Below are 17,015 nucleotides of genomic sequence, written 5' to 3'. Positions count from 1 at the left end.
CTGCGGAAACACCCGGAAAACCAGGCTAGCGCCCTCACCGCCCGGCCCTAGCCCTGCCTGAACACGCCCACACACTGTCACCCTGTGTGACCGACGTGAGGACCCGCCTTGACCACGCATACCACCACCGCCGGCCCGGCCACCCGAGTCACCATCCCCTTCACCGAGTACCGCGCGCTCACCCTCGACGCCGCCGCCTGGCGACTGCTCAACACCAGCCCGCACATCGTCGAACTCCTGGCCGAGTGGGTCGAGTGGGACCGCCGCCGCACGCTGCGGGAGACCTCTAACGCCGTGTCGGCCGCCGCCGACTGGCGCGCCCTCGCCGCCGCGCCGACCTACGCCGAACTCGAACGCCGCCGCGCCGCCGTCACCCGGCCCGCCCTGACACCGCACCAGATCCGCGCACAGGCCGCCGCGTCGTGGGCGCGGGTCGAAGCCTGGATCGCCACGCGAGAGGCCGCCTGATGACCACCACGACACCGAACGACGGGGGAGCACCGATGGGCACTCACGACCTCGAACCGTCCACCCCGGACGGAGCCGCATTACTCGACTCGCTGCGGGCTTCGCTGACCCGATACGTGGCCCTACCCACCCCCGAGACCGCCGACGCCATCGCCCTCTGGATCGCCGCCACCCACGCCCAACCCGCGTGGGCGCACGCCCCGCGCCTGGTGATCCGCGCCCCGGAGAAGCGCTGCGGGAAGTCCCGGCTGCTCGACATCGTCGAGGCCACCTGCCACAACCCTTTCATCACCGTCAACAGCTCCCCGGCGGCGGTCTACCGGTCGGTGTCTGAGGACCCGCCCACGCTGCTCGTGGACGAGGCGGACACGATCTTCGGACCGAAAGCCGAGGGCAACGAGGACTTGCGCGGGCTGCTCAACGCCGGGCACCAGCGCAACCGGCCGGCCAAGCGCTACGACGCCACCAATCAGCGCGTCGAGTCCATCCCGACCTTCGCCATGGCCGCGCTCGCCGGGATCGGTGCGATGCCCGACACCATCGAGGACCGCGCCGTCATCGTGCGGATGCGCCGCCGCGCGCCCGGCGAAAGCGTTGCGCCGTACCGGCACCGGCGGGACCGGCCCGCGCTGCGGGTGCTTGCCGACGACCTGCGGGCGTGGTTGCGCGCTGATCTGTCCACTTTGGAAGCCGCTGAACCGGAGATGCCCGTGGAAGACCGCGCCGCCGACACCTGGGAACCGCTCGTGGCCGTCGCCGACCACGCCGGTGCCGGTTGGGGTGACCGCTCCCGCGCCGCCGTGCTCGCCCTCACCGCCACCGCAGAGGAAGACGACGGCAACTCCGACCGCCAGCGGCTACTCGTCGACTGCCGGACCGCGTTCGGGGACGAGACCGCGTTGCCCACGGCCGAACTGCTGCACCGGCTGCGGGCGATGGACGAGTCGCCGTGGCGGGAGTACGGCGCGACCGGGCTCACCGCCATGAGGCTCGGGACGCTGCTCAAGGAGTACGGCATCCGGTCGGACACCATGCGGTTCCCCGGTGCCGGGCAGGCCAAGGGTTACCGGCGCGGCGACTTCGCCGACTCGTGGGAGCGCTACTGCCCGGACCCGCCGACGTCACCGGCCGACCGCGATGGCGAGGCCGTCGGGGGAGCGATTCCGTTGCGCCGGGCGCGGTCGGCCTGACACCCGCCGGGCGGGGTAGCCGTACCAGCCGTACCAGCCTCGTTTTCGCAGGTCAGACCTGGTACGGCTTCCCCGCCTGGTACGGCTCAAGCCGTACCACCGCAACCGCCCTGGTACGGCTCAAGCCGTACCAAGAATCCAAGCCGTACCGCGTCTGACCAGGCAAAACGAGGCTGGTACGGCTGGTACGGCTTACCCCCTCAGCACCGACAACCGACCACATCAGACCCGAGGAAAGCCCATGCGCATCGCCGCCACCGACAGCACGACCCGAAGGGCTCACCACCAATGGCTACCGCCAACGACATCGCCCAGCTTGCCGCCGGCCTCGCACAGCTCGCCGAACGTCTCGCGGCCCGCGACGCCGACGCCCCACGGCCAGCATCCCGCCCGCTGCCGCCACGCGTGCTCCTGACTGTCGAGGAGGCCGGAGAACGGCTCGGCATCGGCCGTACGACGGCCTACAGCCTGGTCCGCTCCGGCGCGTTGGAATCCGTCCGCATCGGCCGACTCCGCCGCATCTCCGTATCCGCCATCGACGCGTTCGCCGCCCGCCTGGTCGCCGGTTCCGGCGAAGAGGCCGCCGCCTGAGGAAGGACTTTCAATGGCAAGGAAGAAGCGCCCCGAGGGCACGCGCGCTCCGAACGGCGCGAGCAGCGTCTACTTCAGCCAGACGGACGGCCACTGGCACGGCCGCGTGACGGTCGGCCGTAAGGACAACGGGAGGCCGGACCGCCGGCACACCATGTCCAAGGATGAGGCCAAGGTCCGGAACAAGGTGCGGGAGTGGGAGAACGAGCGCGACGAAGGGCGCGTGCGGAAGGCTGGGCAGAACTGGACTGTTGAATCTTGGCTGACCCACTGGCTTGAGAACATCGTCGCGCCACCGACCATCACTGAGAACGCGTGGGACGCGTACGAGGTGGCGTGCCGGGTTCACCTCATCCCGGGCGTGGGTGCACACCGGCTTCAGCGTTCGCACACGGGCGACAGGCTGGAACCCGACCACCTGGAAAAGCTCTACCGCAAGATGATGCGTGAGGGATCCGCCGCCGGCCGGGTGCATCAGGTTCACCGCACCATCCGTACCGCGCTCAAGGAAGCCAAGAAGCGCAAAATCATCACGGACAACCCGGCGGAACTGGCCCGCGCCCCGAAGGTGGAGGAGCAGGACTACGAGCCGTACGACGTCGACGAGATCCAGCGCATCCTGGAAACCGCCGCACGTAAGCGAAACAGCGCCCGGTGGGCTATCGCCCTCGCGTTGGGTCTCCGCCAGGGTGAGGCCTTGGGGATCCAGTGGCCCGACGTGAACTGGGACCGCTGGGACCGGGCGTGCAAGAAGCACAAGTCCCCGTTCTGTGCCGAGTGCTTCGAGCGCCACACGCCCGAAATCGGCGTGCGACGGAACCGGCTCCGGCCGAAGTACAAGCACGGTTGCTCGACGCCGTGTGGCCGGAAGTTCGCTGGGTACTGCTCTCAGCGCGTCTCGACGCGCCGGGAGACCGCGCCCACGAAGTCGCGAGCCGGTAAGCGGTACATCGGGCTGCCCAAGCAACTCGCGCTGCTGCTCGTGCGGCACCAAGCGGCCCAGGCCCAGGAACGCGCCCTGGCCGCCGACCTCTGGGAGGAGACGGGCTACGTCTTCACCAAGCCGACCGGTCAGCCCCTGGTGCCGAACACCGACTACCACCACTGGAAGGAGCTGCTGCGCGACGCCAAGGTGGGAGAGCGGCGGCTTCACGACGCCCGGCACACCGCCGCGACGGTCCTCCTTCTGCTGGAGGTCCCGGAACGGACGGTCATGTCCATTATGGGGTGGTCGAGCACGGCCATGGCCGCTAGGTATCAGCACGTGACTGACCGCATCAGGCGCGGCGTGGCCGGCCGGGTTGACGGACTGATCTGGGCACCGCAGGACGACGGTATGGACTAGATGGCGAAGATCAGTTTGTAGGCGAGCCCACCTTGGCGCGGCTGTGAAGATCGCGGATGCTCAGGACCCGTCGAACAGTGTCCTGAGCATCCGCGACAACGGGGTTTGACTCCGCGGATTAGCCTTGGAGTCCTCCTGGGCGGCACCCGCTATCCATGCTCGGCGCGATGTGGACGGGACCAATATCAACCTTGGAGTCGAGCGCCCGTGCAGTGCCCAGCAGGAGTACGGCCGGGACGCTGACCAGCAGGACGACCCGAGCCAGGGCTCCCCAGGAAGCGATGCTCCAGTCGATCAAGCGACAGAGGATCCGATCGGTGGTTGTAGCAGGCCGTTTACGTCGTTTTCGGGGTGGTTGAACGGCCTGTCCGTGGCGTATGGTCGCCATGCAGACTCCTTCGTCTGAGTTCACTCGTCCGGAGCAATCGATTAGCTTGCAGGCAGTGGATCGCTCCGAGCGCGTTCGGACGGAGGTCCGAACGGCCCCCTGGTCTATCCAGGGGGCCGTTCCCACTCTGGCCGCATCGACGCTTGTCGTCTAGGTGCAACCTCATTACCGTAACTTTGAACGACTCCTGGAATTCAGCGCGACCGGTCGATTAGGCCTTGGCGCAGTCGGTAAACGGCTCATGTGGGACGTTTAACGGCATCAATCGTCTTCGGTCCGGGTTATCGCATTGCAGGCAAAGAAGATCAAATTGACCGCTCGTCGCGTGTCGGATTAGCTCCAGCTTTTTTTCAAAAGGCGCGGAAGGTATCACACCTTGTCAAGTCCCCGCTTATCGTCCAACTCGACTATTCCCCAGTTTGACCAATGGCCACTTGCCTCGCCAGAGGCCCGCCTACAGAATTCTTCTTGCGCAAGAGCAGGGTGGCGAGTACAGGACGATAGGAAATAGTCTGAAAGAAGTAGAAGCCGACAGTAATAGTCGACATCACATAGCGTGTTCATGAGCCTATCGGTGAACTGCGCACGAATCTGCGGAGTTGGGCAAGTCCTGTCTTGTGCATCCAATGTGGACGGATAAATCGATGAACGGTCGGACGCCGTGTAACGCATTGAACCAATAGTGATAAGGTATTTACAAAGAGTCATCATATTGGAGTCTGCCGGCGTCGCCTGGTGCTCACCGGGAGCGCGCCGACATGTAGTGGTGTGGTGCCGACCACCACGGCTGCGGGGATCTGTGCAGACGAAGGCGCCGTCGTGTTGGATGGCGCCGAACTCGACCACTGGGAGTGGGTCTCGATCCGCCAGCCGGACGGGTGCTCGGCCCCGCAACTTGATCGCGGGTGGTGAAGCGAATGCGGCCAGTTGTCTACTCAGGCAGGGACTCGACCGGGTGCGTCCGGCTCTCGCACCGCTCTGACCAGCGGCAACTGAGACTAGAACTGAGACTAAGACGGAAAACGCCGGGTGTCCCGAAGCGGGGCACCCGGCGTTTTGCCTGATCAAACGGCGGAGGATACAGGATTCGAACCTGCGAGGGCGTGAACCCAACACGCTTTCCAAGCGTGCGCCTTAGGCCGCTCGGCCAATCCTCCGCAGGAGACGATACCGGATGCCCTTACGTGCCTGCGAAGGCGGGTCTGACCGGTCCGGTCAGGGTGCGACGTCGGCGACCACGCACGTGATGTTGTCGGGGCCGCCGGCTTCGTTGGCCAGGCGGATCAGCTCCGTGACCAGTTCGGCGGGGGCGGTGCCGCTCGCGAGGGTGTCGCGCAGGGTGGGTTCGCTGACCGGGCCGCTGAGGCCGTCCGAGCAGAGCAGGTAGCGGTCGCCCGGCTTCGCGGTGAACGTCGAGATGTCGGCCTCGCTCGAGCCCGCCGTCTGCAGGGCGCGCATCAGCAGGGATCGACGCGGGTGGGAGTCGGCGTCTTCGGCGGCGACGCGGCCGTCTTCGACCAGAGCTTGGACGAGCGTGTGGTCGCGGGTCAGGCGGCGCAGGTCGCCGTCGCGCAGGAGGTAGCCGCGGGAGTCGCCGATGTGGGCCGTGGCGAACGTGATGCCGTCGAACAGCAGCGTGGTGAGGGTGGTGCCCATGCCTTCGGTCGCGGGTTCCTGCGACGCGACTTCGGTCAGCCGCTCGTCGATCGACTTGACGACACCGGCCAGCGTCGGGATCAGATCGATGGTCGTGAGGTCGATCCGGCGCAGGTCGACGTCGAGTTCGCGCAGCACGTCGACGGCGGTCGCGCTGGCCACTTCGCCGTGCGGCTGACCGCCGATGCCGTCGGCGACGGCGAGCAGGCGGGAACTCGCGTACAGCGAGTCCTCGTTGATCCGGCGCCGCCTGCCGACGTCCGACCCCGCGGCGTACCGCAGGACGTACCGATCGTGTGTCATGCTCCCATGAAAGCATTGGTTGACTGAGTTCACAAGCATGTCGGCTGAATGGACCATCCTCCGATAGGGTCCTCGCCATGGACGACGACGCCACGGTCAGCGCGGCAGACATCGCGCGCCTCGGCGGGGTCGGCCGGGCCGCGGTGAGCAACTGGCGCCGCCGGTACCCCGACTTCCCGCAGCCGGTCGGTGGCACGGCGTCGAGCCCGCTGTTCGGCCTGTCCGACGTCGCCGGCTGGTTCCACGCCCGCGGCAAGAAGTTCGAGCTGTCCGCGGCCGAACGCGCCTGGCAGCGCCTGCGCGCCCTCGGGGACGACCTCGACCTCGCCGAGCGCGTGAACCGCGCGGGCGTCTTCTTCGCTTTCCAGGCCGGGATCGTCGACACCTTCGACCGCAAGCTCGCCGACGCCGAACTGCTCACGCTGCTCAGCGAGATGACCCACCGGACCGGGCCCGTCGACGCGTTCGAACTGTTGTGCCGCAGGTACTTCGAAGCGCATTCGCGTCGGTTGTCGATGACGCCGGAGCCGGTCGCCGAGCTGATGGCCCGGCTCGTCGGGCCGGTGCCGGTCATCCTCGACCCGGCCTGTGGCTTCGGCGCGCTCGCCCTCGCGAGCGGCGCGAAAACCTTGCTGGGCCAGGACAGTGACCCGATGACGGCGTCGATCGCGTCGCTGCGGCTGCGGTTGCGCGGCGTGGAGGCCGAGGTCCACGCGGTCGACGCGCTGCGCGAGGACGCGTTCGCCGGCCGGACCGCCGACGCCGTGCTGTGCGATCCGCCGTTCAACGAACGCGCTTGGGGACACGACGAGCTGGTCGGCGACGCGCGCTGGGAGTACGGCCTGCCGCCGCGCGGCGAGCCGGAGCTCGCCTGGGTGCAGCACTGCCTGGCGCACGTCGAACCCGGTGGCACGGTGGCGATCCTGATGCCCGGCGCGGCGGCCGGGCGGCGCAGCGGGAAGCGGATCCGCGGCAACCTCCTGCGCGCGGGCGCGGTCCGCGCCGTGGTCACGCTGACGTCGGTGGGGCCCGATCTCTGGCTGCTGCGACGGCCGGTGGCCGGCGAGCGCCCGCCGTCCACGGTGCTGCTCGGCGAGGCGGGCGACGATCTGTCCACAGTGGAGGTCGACTGGCTGGAGTTCCTGGCGCGGCCGGAGTCCGGCGTCCGGATCATCGACCTGCTCGACGACGACGTCGACCTCTCGCCGGCCCGGTGGCGGGCCCGGGACGAGGACCCCGGGCAGGCGTTCCAGGCCGTGCGGGAGCGGTTCGACGAGCTGGCGCCGCAGCTGCCGCCGCTGGCGACGGCGGACGTCGAGCAGACGTTCACGACCATCGGCGAGCTGGTGAAGGCCGGCGTCGTCGAGGTCCGGCACGCCGCGCGGGCGGACGCCGAGCCGCCGGTCGCGGCGGCGGGGGACGTCGTCGCGTCGGTCACCGGCATCGCGTACGTCCACAGTGGACCGTCGCTGCCGGTGGGGGCGGGGCTCACGGTCTACCGCGTCGACCCGAACCGGCTGGACGCCGACTTCCTCGCCGGCTGCCTGCGCGCGGCCGATCTGCCGGCTGCGTCGGCGTCGACCCGGATCGACAGCAGGCGCGTGCGGATCCCGCGGTGCCCGCTCGACGTCCAGTACCGGTACGGCCTGGTCTTCCAGCAGCTCGCCGAGTTCGACGACGTTCTGCGTGAGGCGGCGGAAACGGGCCGTGAGCTGGTCCGGCTAGGCTTCGCGGGACTCGTCGAAGGACGGCTGCGCCCGGGAGGGCAATGAGCCCGAGGGGAACGGATGCTGATCGCCGACCGCTACGAGCTCGACGAACTGCCGCTCGGCCGCGGCGGGATGGGCGCGGTGCACGGCGGGCACGACCGCAGGCTGGGCCGGCGCGTCGCGATCAAGCTGCTCAGGCTCCCGGGCCGCGACGAAGAGCTCGAAGCCCGCTTTGCCCGCGAAGCACGGATTCTGGCGACGCTCGACCACCCCGGCGTCCCGGCGTTGTACGACTTCGGCACCCACGACGGCCGGTTGTTCCAGGTCATGCAGTTCGTCGAGGGCGTGACGGTCGCCGACCTGCTCGCCGAGCACGGGCCGCTGCCGGTGCCGTGGGCCGCGGCGATCGCGGCGCAGGCGTGCGCGGTGCTGACCGCCGCCCACGCGCTCGCGGTGTGCCACCGCGACCTCAAGCCGTCGAACCTGATGCTGGGCCCCGACGGCGGTGTGAAGGTGATGGACTTCGGGCTCGCGGTGCTGCGGGAAGCCGATACCGCGCAGTTCACCCGGGCCGGGCAGCTGCTGGGGACGCCGTCGTACATGGCGCCCGAGCAGATCCAGCGCGGCGGCGCCGAACCGCGCAGCGACCTCTACGCGCTCGGCTGCGTGCTGCACGAGATGCTCACCGGCCAGCGGCTCTTCGACGGCCCCACCGCGTACGCGGTCTTCGAACGGCAGGTCAAGGAGCTGCCGCTGCCGGTGCCGGGGATTCCGAAGCACCTCAACGCGTTGCTCGCCGAGATGCTCGCGAAGGATCCCGAAGACCGGCCGGCCGGCGCGGCGGTGCTGTACGACCGGCTCGGGCCGTTCGTCGCCGGGCTGCCGCCGCTGCCGGGGTTCCTGGCGCCGCCGTCGGTGGCCAGCCCGGGCCGGATGTACGCGCGGATGCTGGGGCGCGTCAGCGGCTGAGGGCCGCCGGGCTCCGCTCGGCCAGCGGCAGACCGGCCAGCCGCACGCGGCGGTAGGTCGTCGCGTTCTGCACCGCGATGCTGACGCCCAGGGTGAGCGCGATCGACGCCGACGTCAGCGGGCCCGCGACGCCGAGCGCGGTCGCCAGCGTCACCAGTCCGATCCGGACGGCGATGGTGAGCACCCAGAGGCCGAGGGTGACGGCCGAGCCTTTCTGGAACGTCGTGCCTCCGCGCGCGGTCAGCGTCGTCGTGGTGCTGCGGAGCACCCCGAGCCCGGCGAGCACGACCAGGTCGACGCCGAGGAAAGCGAGTTCGGCGGCCGAGCTGCCGGGCAGCGCCCCGATCGTCAGGTAGCCGCCCACCGCCACGAGGACCAGCGGCAGCGTCACCAGCGACTTGCGGTCGAGCAGCGTGCCGCGGAGCTGCTTGTAGACGACCCGGTAGAGCACGAGGCCGGCGACGGCGACATAGAGGAGGACGGTGGCGAAGCTGGACATCGGAGGCTCCCGGTTTCGAAGGTGCCTCCAGCTTCGGCCGACGGCCGCCTCATCGCGTCGGCGTGCGGATCGGTCCCGGGTGGAACCCGGCCTCAACCCCCGGGTTGACGCGCTACTCCTCCCAGACCGGCTCCGGCGGCAGGCCGCGCTCGGCGCGAGCCGCGTCGGACAGCTCCTGGATGAGGCCGGTCTTCGCCCGCGTGTAGGCGTCTCCGGTCATCCCGGACGCGGCCAGCTTCTGCTTCAGCTCGCCGTACCGCCGCGCGGCTTCCGGGTACTTCCGCAGGTGGGCGGCCAGGACGCGCTCCTTGTTGTACTCCCAGTTCGTCGGCGGGAAGACGTGCAGGTGGTGGGTGCGGACGTCGCCGGCGCGCCGGACGAACAGCAGCCGTCCCGGAGCGCCGAAGTCCTCGGCGCGGTAGCCGAGGCCGTCGAACAGGCCGGGCGGGACGGCGTCGAGATCGGGCGCGAGCGCGGCGATGTCGATGATCGGCTTGGCCGGCAAGCCGGGTACCGACGTGCTGCCGACGTGCTCTACCTCGGTGAACCGGTCGCCGGCGACGGCGAGAATCTCGGCGCGGGCCTCGGCGAAGCGCTCCGGCCAGGCTTGGTCGTAGGAAGAAACGATCACCATCGGGTCATCATCTACCCAATCGTGACCTTCGTGGACGAACCTCGGGCGGGTGACTCCCGTCTTTACGGGTGTCCGACAGGATCGAATCTTCTGGGGGTACCGGATCGTGAAGAGGCTTCTGGTGGGAGCGGCCGCGCTGGCCACGGCGTTCGTGCTGGCCGCGTGCTCGGGCGGGGCGGCCGGTTCCGGTGGGCCGAACGCCGGCGGCGGGGCCGTCGCGGCGGGTGCCGGCGGCGGTGCGCCGACGACGTCCGCGAGCACGTCCACCGCTCCGCCCACCACATCGGCCAGCGCGACGCCGGCGCCGGCGCCGTCGACGACCAAGGCGGCGCCGAGCAGCACCACCCCGAAACCGAAGCCCAAGCCGAAGCCGGCTCCGAAGCCCGCCGCCGACCCCGGCGTGCCGTGCGCGGCCGCCGCCGCGTCCGCGGGCACCGCCGCCTGCGTCGACCTCTCGGCGCACAAGACCTGGATCCTGCAGGGCGGCAAGGTCGTCTACGGGCCGGTTTCGATGCTGCCGGGCCGCAAGGGCTACGCGACCCCGACCGGCACGTTCCACGTGCTGTCGAAGGAGAAGGTGCACCTGTCGAAGGAGTTCGACAACGCGCCGATGCCGAACTCGGTCTTCTTCTACCCGGGTGACGCGTTCCACACCGGCAGCCTGTCGGTGTACTCGCACGGCTGCATCCACCTGTCGGCGAGCTCGTCGCTGAAGTACTTCACCACCCTCCACGTCGGCGACGTCGTGCAGGTTGTTCCGTAACGCGTCATCAACCGATACGGACAGTAGATCACGGTAGAGTAACTTCACTCGTAAGAGTGCAACTGGCCCCCCTGTTCAGGCGATAAGAAATCGCTTGGGAAGGGGGGCCAAATGGCCTTGGGAAAGCTTCGAGCACTACGTCACGCTCTCGTGGCGGTCGTGCTCACGGGGGCATTGCTGCCGGCCGTGACCACTGGGGTGGCAGCGGCGGCGACACTCCCGCAGGGATTCGTCCTGCGGGACACGGACACCGGACTCGGTCAGTACCAGCTGACCGACTTCGCTTATCTGCCGGACAATTCGATCCTCGCCACCGGGAAGAGCGGCAGCGTCCGCTGGTTGCCGGTGAGCGGGACGGGCAAGACGATCGCGTCACTGCCGGTCCGCACGGACGAGGACCTCGGTCTCGTCGGGCTGGCCGTCGCACCGGACTACGCGACTTCGCACACCATCTACCTTTCGCGGTCGATCAACGTCACCGGCGGCTTCGTCATGCGGATGTCGCGGTTCACCGTGACCGTGGACACCGCGGGCGCGCCGACCGGGCTGACCGGTGAGCAGACGCTGTTCGAGGTGCCCGGCATCTTCAACGTCCACGGCATCAACGGCATCAACGCCGCGGCCGACGGCACGCTCTGGATGTCCATCGGCGACAACGGCGACTTCCGGAAGGTGGACCCGGGCTCGCTGCGCGCCCAGGACATCAACCAGCCCTACGGCAAGGTCTTCCACCTGACGGCCGACGGCAAGGGCGTGCCGGGGAACCCGTACTACGACGCGACCAACCCGGCGTCGACCGCGAGCAAGGTGTTCGCGCGCGGCTTCCGCAACCCGTTCCGGTTCAGCATCGACCCGAACCTCGGCCTGCCGATCGTCGGCGACGTCGGCTGGAACACGTGGGAAGAGGTCGACGTCGTCCAGCGCGGCGCCAACCAGGGCTGGCCGTGCTGGGAAGGCAACCACCCGACGCCCGGCTTCAGCGGCCTCGCGGAGTGCGCCGGCGTGGCGAACCAGCCGCCGATCTTCGAATACCAGCACGGCAACGGCACCATGCAGGGCAACAGCGTCACCAGCGGGATCGTCTACAACGGATCCAGCTACCCGGCCGCCTACCGCGGATCGTTCTTCTTCGGCGACTACGTGACGAACAAGATCTGGACGATGCGGTACGACGCCCAGGGCAAGCTCACGCAGGCCCCGGAGAACCCGCCGGCCTTCACCGGCATCGGCGGCCCGACGAAGTTCGCGGCGGCGCCCAACGGCGACATCGTCTTCGCGGACATCCTGTCCGGCAACCTGCGCCGGCTGACGTACTCGGCCGGCAACACCGCGCCGGTGGCGAGCGCGTCGTCGACCACCGACCCGGACACGCGGACCGTCTCCTTCGACGGCTCGGCCTCGGTCGACTACGACAACGACCTGCTGAAGTACGACTGGGACTTCGGGGACGGGACGACCGCCGCCGACGCCGGCCCGAAGGTGACCCACACCTACGCGGCGGGCACCGAGTCGTTCACCGCGAAGCTGACGGTCCGGGACCCGCTCGGGGCCACCGGCACGACCACCGTCGCGGTCGCACCCGGCAACCACACCCCGCAGCTCACCCTGACCACGCCGGGCGACACCGCGACGTTCGCGGTGGACCAGCAGGTCGCGCTCAGTGCCACCGCGACGGACGCGGAGGACGGCGCGCTGCCGATCACCTGGACCACCGCGGTGCGGCACTGCCCGAGCGAGGCGACGTGCCACTCGCACCCGGGTGTCGGCGGCACCGGGGCGGACTTCGCCCAGCCGTTCACCGAGCACCCGGACTCCCGGCAGGAGTTCACCGCCACGGTGACCGACAGCGCGGGCGTGTCGACGTCGAAGACGTACGTCGCGCAGCCGCGCCGCCACCGCCTGACCCTGCTCAGCACGCAGCCCGCGGCGCTGAGCATCCCGGTCGAGGGCGGTGTCAGCACGTCGCTGGTCACCGAGGGTGCGAACTTCGACGTCGAGGCCGCGCCGCTGGGCATCGACGGCGTCTCGAAGTTCACCGGCTGGCAGGGCGGCCCGACGGACACCACGTGGGTCATCACGGTCGGCACGGGTGACATGACGCTGACGGCGAACTACGCCACGCCGATCGACCAGCGCTACGACGCCGACCCGGCGGTGCGGACGCTGCTCGGCGCGCCGACGGCGGCCGAGGTCACCGACGGCACGGTCCACTACCGGACCTACGCGAACGGCCGGCTGTACTGGAGTGCCGCGACCGGGGCGAAGTACGTGACCGGCCCGGTGCTGGACAAGTACGTGTCCTACGGCGGCCACAGCGTCCTCGGCCCGCCGACGAGCGACACCGCGTCCACGCCGGACGGGGTCGCGCAGTTCAACCACTTCATCAACAACGGGAACGTCGGTTCGATCTACTACACGGCCGCGACCGGCGCGCACGCGATCTACGGCGAGAACCGCAAGAAGTGGGCGGCGCTCGACTACGAGCGCGGGCTCGGCTACCCGACGACCGACGAAGCCGGTACGCCGGACGGTGCCGGCCGGTACAACCACTTCATCAAGGGTGGCAACGTCGGCTCGATCTACTACACGAGCGCGAACGGCGCGCACGCGATCTTCGGTGAGATCCGGAAGAAGTGGGCGGAGCTCGGGTACGAGCGCGGGCTCGGCTACCCGACGACCGACGAAGGCGGCACGCCGGACGGCCTCGGCCGGTTCAACCACTTCAGCCTCGGCCACTCGATCTACTACACGGTGGCCACCGGAGCGCACGCCGTGAAGGGCGAGATCCGGAAGCGCTGGGCCGCGCTCGGCTGGGAGCGGTCGTACCTGCGGTACCCGACGACCGACGAGTACGTGACGAACGGGGTGTACCGCAGCGACTTCCAGGGCGGCTACATCACGTTCACCCTCGCCGGCGGGGCGGTCGACCGCCCCTGGTGATCGGGAGCTGAAACACGACGCGGGCCGTCTCCGGGAATTCGCCGGAGGCGGCCCTCGTCGTTTCACTCAACCTTTCCCACCCCCCCCCGCGCGTCTTTGTCTTCAGAATGCAACAACAGGGATTTTGGGGGAGAACATGCGGATTCGTCGTGCGGTGGCCGGTCTGTCCACTTTGGTCGCCGCGGCGGTGCTGACCGCGTGCTCGGCCGGGGGTACCGCGGATGTCCGGCTGGCGGCCGAGACACCGAAGTCCACTTCGGACATTACGACGGCGCCCGCCACGACGACGCCGGCCAAGCCCGTGATGGCGGCCGGGGTGCCGTGCACGATCACCGCGACGGCCTGCGTTTCGCTGTCCGGCAAGCAGGCCTGGCTGCTCGACGAAGGCAAGATCGTCTACGGCCCGGTGAAGATCATGCCCGGCAAGAAGGGCAGCACCACGCCGCTCGGCACGTGGCACGTGCTCTACAAGGAGAAGATGCACCTCAGCCGGGAGTTCGACAACGCGCCGATGCCCAACTCGGTGTTCTTCTACAACGGCGTCGCGTTCCATGAGGGCAGCTTGGCCAAGTACTCCAACGGTTGTGTGCACCTCTCCGCGCCGGCGTCGCTGAAGTTCTTCTCCTCGCTGAGCAAGGGTGACGAGGTCCAGGTCGTCAGGTGAGCAGGTCCGCCGGCCTCGTGCCGGCCGACGTCAACGGCAGGCCGAGGGCGACGCGCTCGGTGAGCCACGGGCTCGGCCGGTAGCGCGGGTCGCCGGTGGCGGCTTCGAGACCGCGCAGGATGCGCAGCACGACGTCGCCGCCGACCAGGTCACCCCAGGCCAGCGGGCCGCGCGGGTAACCGAGGCCGAGGTGGACCGCCGTGTCGATGTCCGCCGGGCTCGCCAGGTGGTGGCCCGCGATGAAGCACGCCGTGTTCACAATGGACGCCAGCAGGCGCTGGGCGATCGGGGCCGGGCCGTCGCGGACGACCGTCACGGGTTTGCCGGTGGCTGCCAGGGCGCCCCAGGCCGCGCGGCCCGCCGCCGGGTCGAGACCGGGGTGCACCGACAGCGTCAGCCGTCGTTCGTAACCGCCGAGGGGGTCGACGCCGGCGACGCGCGCGAGCGGCAGTCCGTCGCGGGTGGCGGCATCCACTGTGGACTCGCCGTAGAGCGGGACGAGCAGGACCGCGTCCGGGTAGGCGTCCGACACCACGTGCACGCCGGCCGCCGACAGCACGCGGGCGAGGTGCTCGTCGGCGGTGAACACCGGGCCCGTCGGCTTCGGCGGCGCCGCCGGCTCGTCCGGGTTCTGCTGCTTGCCCTCGACGTGCCGGTAGAAGCCTTCGCCGTTCTTGCGGCCGAACAGGCCGGCGGCGACGCGCGGGCGCGTCAGCCACGACGGCCGCAGCCGCGGGTCGCCGTGGAAGCCGCTCCAGATGCTCTCCAGCACGGCGTGCGAAACGTCGAGGCCGGTCAGGTCGAGCAGCTCGAACGGGCCGAGCTTCAGGCCGAGCACGTCCCGCGCGACGCGGTCGACGTCGGCCGGTTCGGCGAGCGCCTCACCGAGGATCTGCAGTGCTTCGGTGCCGAGCCCGCGCCCGGCGTGGTTGACCAGGAAGCCCGGCGCGTCCTTCGCGAGCACCGGCTCGTGGCCCCAGCTGCGGACCAGTTCGAGCGCCTCGGCGGGTAGCCAGTCGTACGTCCGCGTGCCCGGGATCACCTCGACCAGGCGCATCAGCGGCACCGGGTTGAAGAAGTGCAGGCCGACGAGCCGGCCGGGATCGGCCAGTTCGGCGGCGATCTCGGTGACCGACAGCGAGCTGGTGTTCGTCGCGAAGATCGTCTCCTGTGGACAGACGCGCTCCAGGCCGGCGAACAGCGCCCGCTTCGTCGCGAGATCCTCGCGCACGGCTTCGACGACCAGGTCGACGCCGTCGGCGGGCGCGTCCGGCGCGTCGAGGGGGACGAGCCGGTCCTTCACTGCCTGCGGTTCCTCGGTGAGCTTGCCCTTGGCGGCGAGCTTGTCGACCATCCCGCCGACGAATTCGATCGCCTTCGCGACCGCTTCGGGCCGGACGTCGGCCAGCTCGACGGTCACCCCCGCGGTCGCGGCGAGCTGGACGATCCCGCGGCCCATCACCCCGGTCCCGATCACCCGGATCCTGCCGACCTTCCCGGCCCACCCCGTCACGTCGTGCCCGCCTTCCGCTGTTGCCCGTCCGGGCGACGGTACCGTCTCGGCCGTGGCAGGGAAGCGCCTGACGCGGGCGGAAAGCCGCGAACGGACCAAGGAGCGGCTGCTCGACGCGGCGGCCGCGCTGTTCGCCGAGCGCGGCGTCAACGGCACGTCGGTCGAGCAGATCGCCGAACGCGCCGGTTACACGCGCGGCGCGTTCTATGGCAACTTCGAGGGCAAGCACGAGCTGGTCGTGGCGCTGCTGGAGCAGCGACGTTCGCAGGAAGCGGCCGAGGTGAGGGGCTTGTCCGGCGACGTCCTGGCCCGGCTGAAGGAGTGGCACGCCGAGCGCGCCGAGCACCTGCCGGAGTGGTTCGCCCTGCGCACCGAGCTGACGCTGTACGCGCTGCGCAACCCCGGGGCCCGGCCGGCGGTCGGGGAGAACGAACGCGCGGCGCGCGAGCTGATCGAGTCGGGGGTGCGGGCGACGTTCGCCGCGCGCGGGGTCGAGCCGCCGGCCGATCCGGCGTTCCTCGCGCTGATCATCCACGCGCTGGAGGACGGCCTGCTCCGGCAGCGCTACCTGAGCCCGGAGGGCACGAGCGACACCGTGATCGTCGACGCCGTCGAGCTGCTGCTGCGGACCTGGCTGCGTTAGAGACCGACGAACTCCGCCATCCGCTTCGCCGTGTGGGTGAAGAACTCGTCGGCCGGGTCGACGCTGCCGACGTACTGGCCGAACAGGTCGAAGTTGATCGCGCCGAACAGCTGGGTCCACGCCATGAGCAGCCGGGCCACCGTCTCGGGTCCGGCGACGATCCCGAGGACTTTCGTGAGCGTTTCGGCCTGGGCCCGCAGCTTGGGCGCGACGTCGCCGTCGACCGCCCGCAGCTCGGTGTGCGTGAGCACCTTGACCAGGGCCAGCGCGACGCGGGCGGCCGGCGCGACGGTGTCCTGCGGGGCCTGGTAGCCGGGGATCGGCGAGCCGTAGATCAGCGCGTACTCGTGCGGGTGCGCGCGGGCCCACTCGCGCGTCGCGTGCCAGATCGCGAGCCACCGGTCGCGTGGTTCGCCCTTCCCGGGGTCGGCGCCCTCGGCCGCCTCGCCGATCGCGTTGTAGGCGTCGACGATCAGGTCGGTCAGCAGCCGGTCGCGGCTGGGGAAGTAGCGGTACAACGCGGACGAGACCATGCCCAGCTCACGCGCCACGGCGCGCAGGGAGAGCCCGTTCGCGCCGACTTCGGCGAGCTGGCGGCGGGCCTCGTCCTTGATCTCCTGGGTGAGTTCGGCGCGGGCACGTTCGCGCGCGGTCCGGGTCGCGGTCATGGCCGCCAGTGTGCCACGCGTGAGAGCGGCGCACAAAATCGAGAGCACCGCTCTTGACTCGTCGCGACAATA

Annotated in this window: 15 protein-coding genes and 1 tRNA gene; 10 read left to right on the top strand and 6 right to left on the bottom strand. The window is 69.9% G+C overall.

Going from position 1 to position 17,015, the window contains the following annotated elements:
• Nucleotides 1-108: 108 nt before the first annotated feature.
• The 4 genes from OHS18_RS28510 (at nt 109) to OHS18_RS28495 (ending at nt 3,594) form a co-directional block, all read left to right on the top strand.
• Nucleotides 109-468 (top strand): hypothetical protein, encoded by a 360-nt coding sequence (locus tag OHS18_RS28510; protein ID WP_328612997.1) that lies wholly within the window; start codon nt 109-111, stop codon nt 466-468.
• A gap of 35 nt (nt 469-503) precedes the next feature.
• Nucleotides 504-1,658 (top strand): DUF3631 domain-containing protein, encoded by a 1,155-nt coding sequence (locus OHS18_RS28505; RefSeq protein ID WP_328612996.1) that lies wholly within the window; start codon nt 504-506, stop codon nt 1,656-1,658.
• Nucleotides 1,659-1,946: 288 nt separating this feature from the next.
• Nucleotides 1,947-2,249, top strand: coding sequence for a helix-turn-helix domain-containing protein (locus OHS18_RS28500; RefSeq protein WP_328612995.1), 303 nt, complete (start codon nt 1,947-1,949; stop codon nt 2,247-2,249).
• A gap of 13 nt (nt 2,250-2,262) precedes the next feature.
• Complete coding sequence (locus tag OHS18_RS28495) at nt 2,263-3,594, top strand: tyrosine-type recombinase/integrase (RefSeq protein WP_328612994.1); 1,332 nt, start codon at nt 2,263-2,265, stop codon at nt 3,592-3,594.
• 1,460 nt (nt 3,595-5,054) lie between these two features.
• On the opposite strand, the gene OHS18_RS28490 is transcribed toward OHS18_RS28495, so the two are convergent.
• Both OHS18_RS28490 and OHS18_RS28485 read right to left on the bottom strand, forming a co-directional pair.
• Nucleotides 5,055-5,139 (bottom strand) — tRNA-Ser (locus tag OHS18_RS28490).
• Between the two features lie 58 nt (nt 5,140-5,197).
• Nucleotides 5,198-5,941, bottom strand: a complete 744-nt coding sequence (locus OHS18_RS28485; RefSeq protein ID WP_328612993.1) for a PP2C family protein-serine/threonine phosphatase — start codon at nt 5,939-5,941, stop codon at nt 5,198-5,200.
• A gap of 77 nt (nt 5,942-6,018) precedes the next feature.
• On the opposite strand from OHS18_RS28485, the gene OHS18_RS28480 reads away from it, so the two are divergent.
• Entirely contained in the window at nt 6,019-7,713 is a 1,695-nt protein-coding gene (locus tag OHS18_RS28480) for an HsdM family class I SAM-dependent methyltransferase (RefSeq protein ID WP_328612992.1), read from the top strand.
• Nucleotides 7,714-7,728: 15 nt separating this feature from the next.
• Nucleotides 7,729-8,619, top strand: coding sequence for a serine/threonine-protein kinase (locus OHS18_RS28475; protein ID WP_328447497.1), 891 nt, complete (start codon nt 7,729-7,731; stop codon nt 8,617-8,619).
• On the opposite strand, the gene OHS18_RS28470 is transcribed toward OHS18_RS28475, so the two are convergent.
• Both OHS18_RS28470 and OHS18_RS28465 read right to left on the bottom strand, forming a co-directional pair.
• Nucleotides 8,609-9,118, bottom strand: a complete 510-nt coding sequence (locus tag OHS18_RS28470; RefSeq protein WP_328612991.1) for a hypothetical protein — start codon at nt 9,116-9,118, stop codon at nt 8,609-8,611. The genes OHS18_RS28475 and OHS18_RS28470 overlap by 11 nt on opposite strands.
• Nucleotides 9,119-9,230: 112 nt before the next feature.
• Nucleotides 9,231-9,752, bottom strand: a complete 522-nt coding sequence (locus tag OHS18_RS28465; protein ID WP_328612990.1) for a GrpB family protein — start codon at nt 9,750-9,752, stop codon at nt 9,231-9,233.
• Nucleotides 9,753-9,858: 106 nt separating this feature from the next.
• Between OHS18_RS28465 and OHS18_RS28460 the strand changes: the two genes are divergently transcribed.
• From OHS18_RS28460 to OHS18_RS28450, 3 genes are all read left to right on the top strand, one after another.
• Nucleotides 9,859-10,515, top strand: a complete 657-nt coding sequence (locus tag OHS18_RS28460) for a L,D-transpeptidase (protein WP_328447503.1) — start codon at nt 9,859-9,861, stop codon at nt 10,513-10,515.
• Nucleotides 10,516-10,626: 111 nt separating this feature from the next.
• Complete coding sequence (locus OHS18_RS28455) at nt 10,627-13,455, top strand: PQQ-dependent sugar dehydrogenase (protein ID WP_328612989.1); 2,829 nt, start codon at nt 10,627-10,629, stop codon at nt 13,453-13,455.
• Between the two features lie 136 nt (nt 13,456-13,591).
• The gene (locus OHS18_RS28450; RefSeq protein WP_328612988.1) at nt 13,592-14,119 is read left to right on the top strand and encodes a L,D-transpeptidase; all 528 of its coding nucleotides are present in this window, start codon (nt 13,592-13,594) and stop codon (nt 14,117-14,119) included.
• Here the strand turns inward: OHS18_RS28450 and OHS18_RS28445 are convergent.
• Entirely contained in the window at nt 14,112-15,632 is a 1,521-nt protein-coding gene (locus tag OHS18_RS28445) for a 3-hydroxyacyl-CoA dehydrogenase (protein WP_328612987.1), read from the bottom strand. The genes OHS18_RS28450 and OHS18_RS28445 overlap by 8 nt on opposite strands.
• A 52-nt stretch (nt 15,633-15,684) precedes the next feature.
• Between OHS18_RS28445 and OHS18_RS28440 the strand changes: the two genes are divergently transcribed.
• Complete coding sequence (locus tag OHS18_RS28440; protein ID WP_328612986.1) at nt 15,685-16,275, top strand: TetR/AcrR family transcriptional regulator; 591 nt, start codon at nt 15,685-15,687, stop codon at nt 16,273-16,275.
• On the opposite strand, the gene OHS18_RS28435 is transcribed toward OHS18_RS28440, so the two are convergent.
• Entirely contained in the window at nt 16,272-16,943 is a 672-nt protein-coding gene (locus tag OHS18_RS28435; RefSeq protein ID WP_328612985.1) for a TetR/AcrR family transcriptional regulator, read from the bottom strand. The two genes, OHS18_RS28440 and OHS18_RS28435, sit on opposite strands and share 4 nt — an antisense overlap.
• Nucleotides 16,944-17,015: the final 72 nt, after the last annotated feature.

The sequence above is a fragment of the Amycolatopsis sp. NBC_00355 genome, from assembly GCF_036104975.1.
In the GTDB taxonomy this organism is placed as follows: Bacteria; Actinomycetota; Actinomycetes; order Mycobacteriales; family Pseudonocardiaceae; genus Amycolatopsis.
This window is presented reverse-complemented; position numbering and strand designations above follow the sequence as displayed.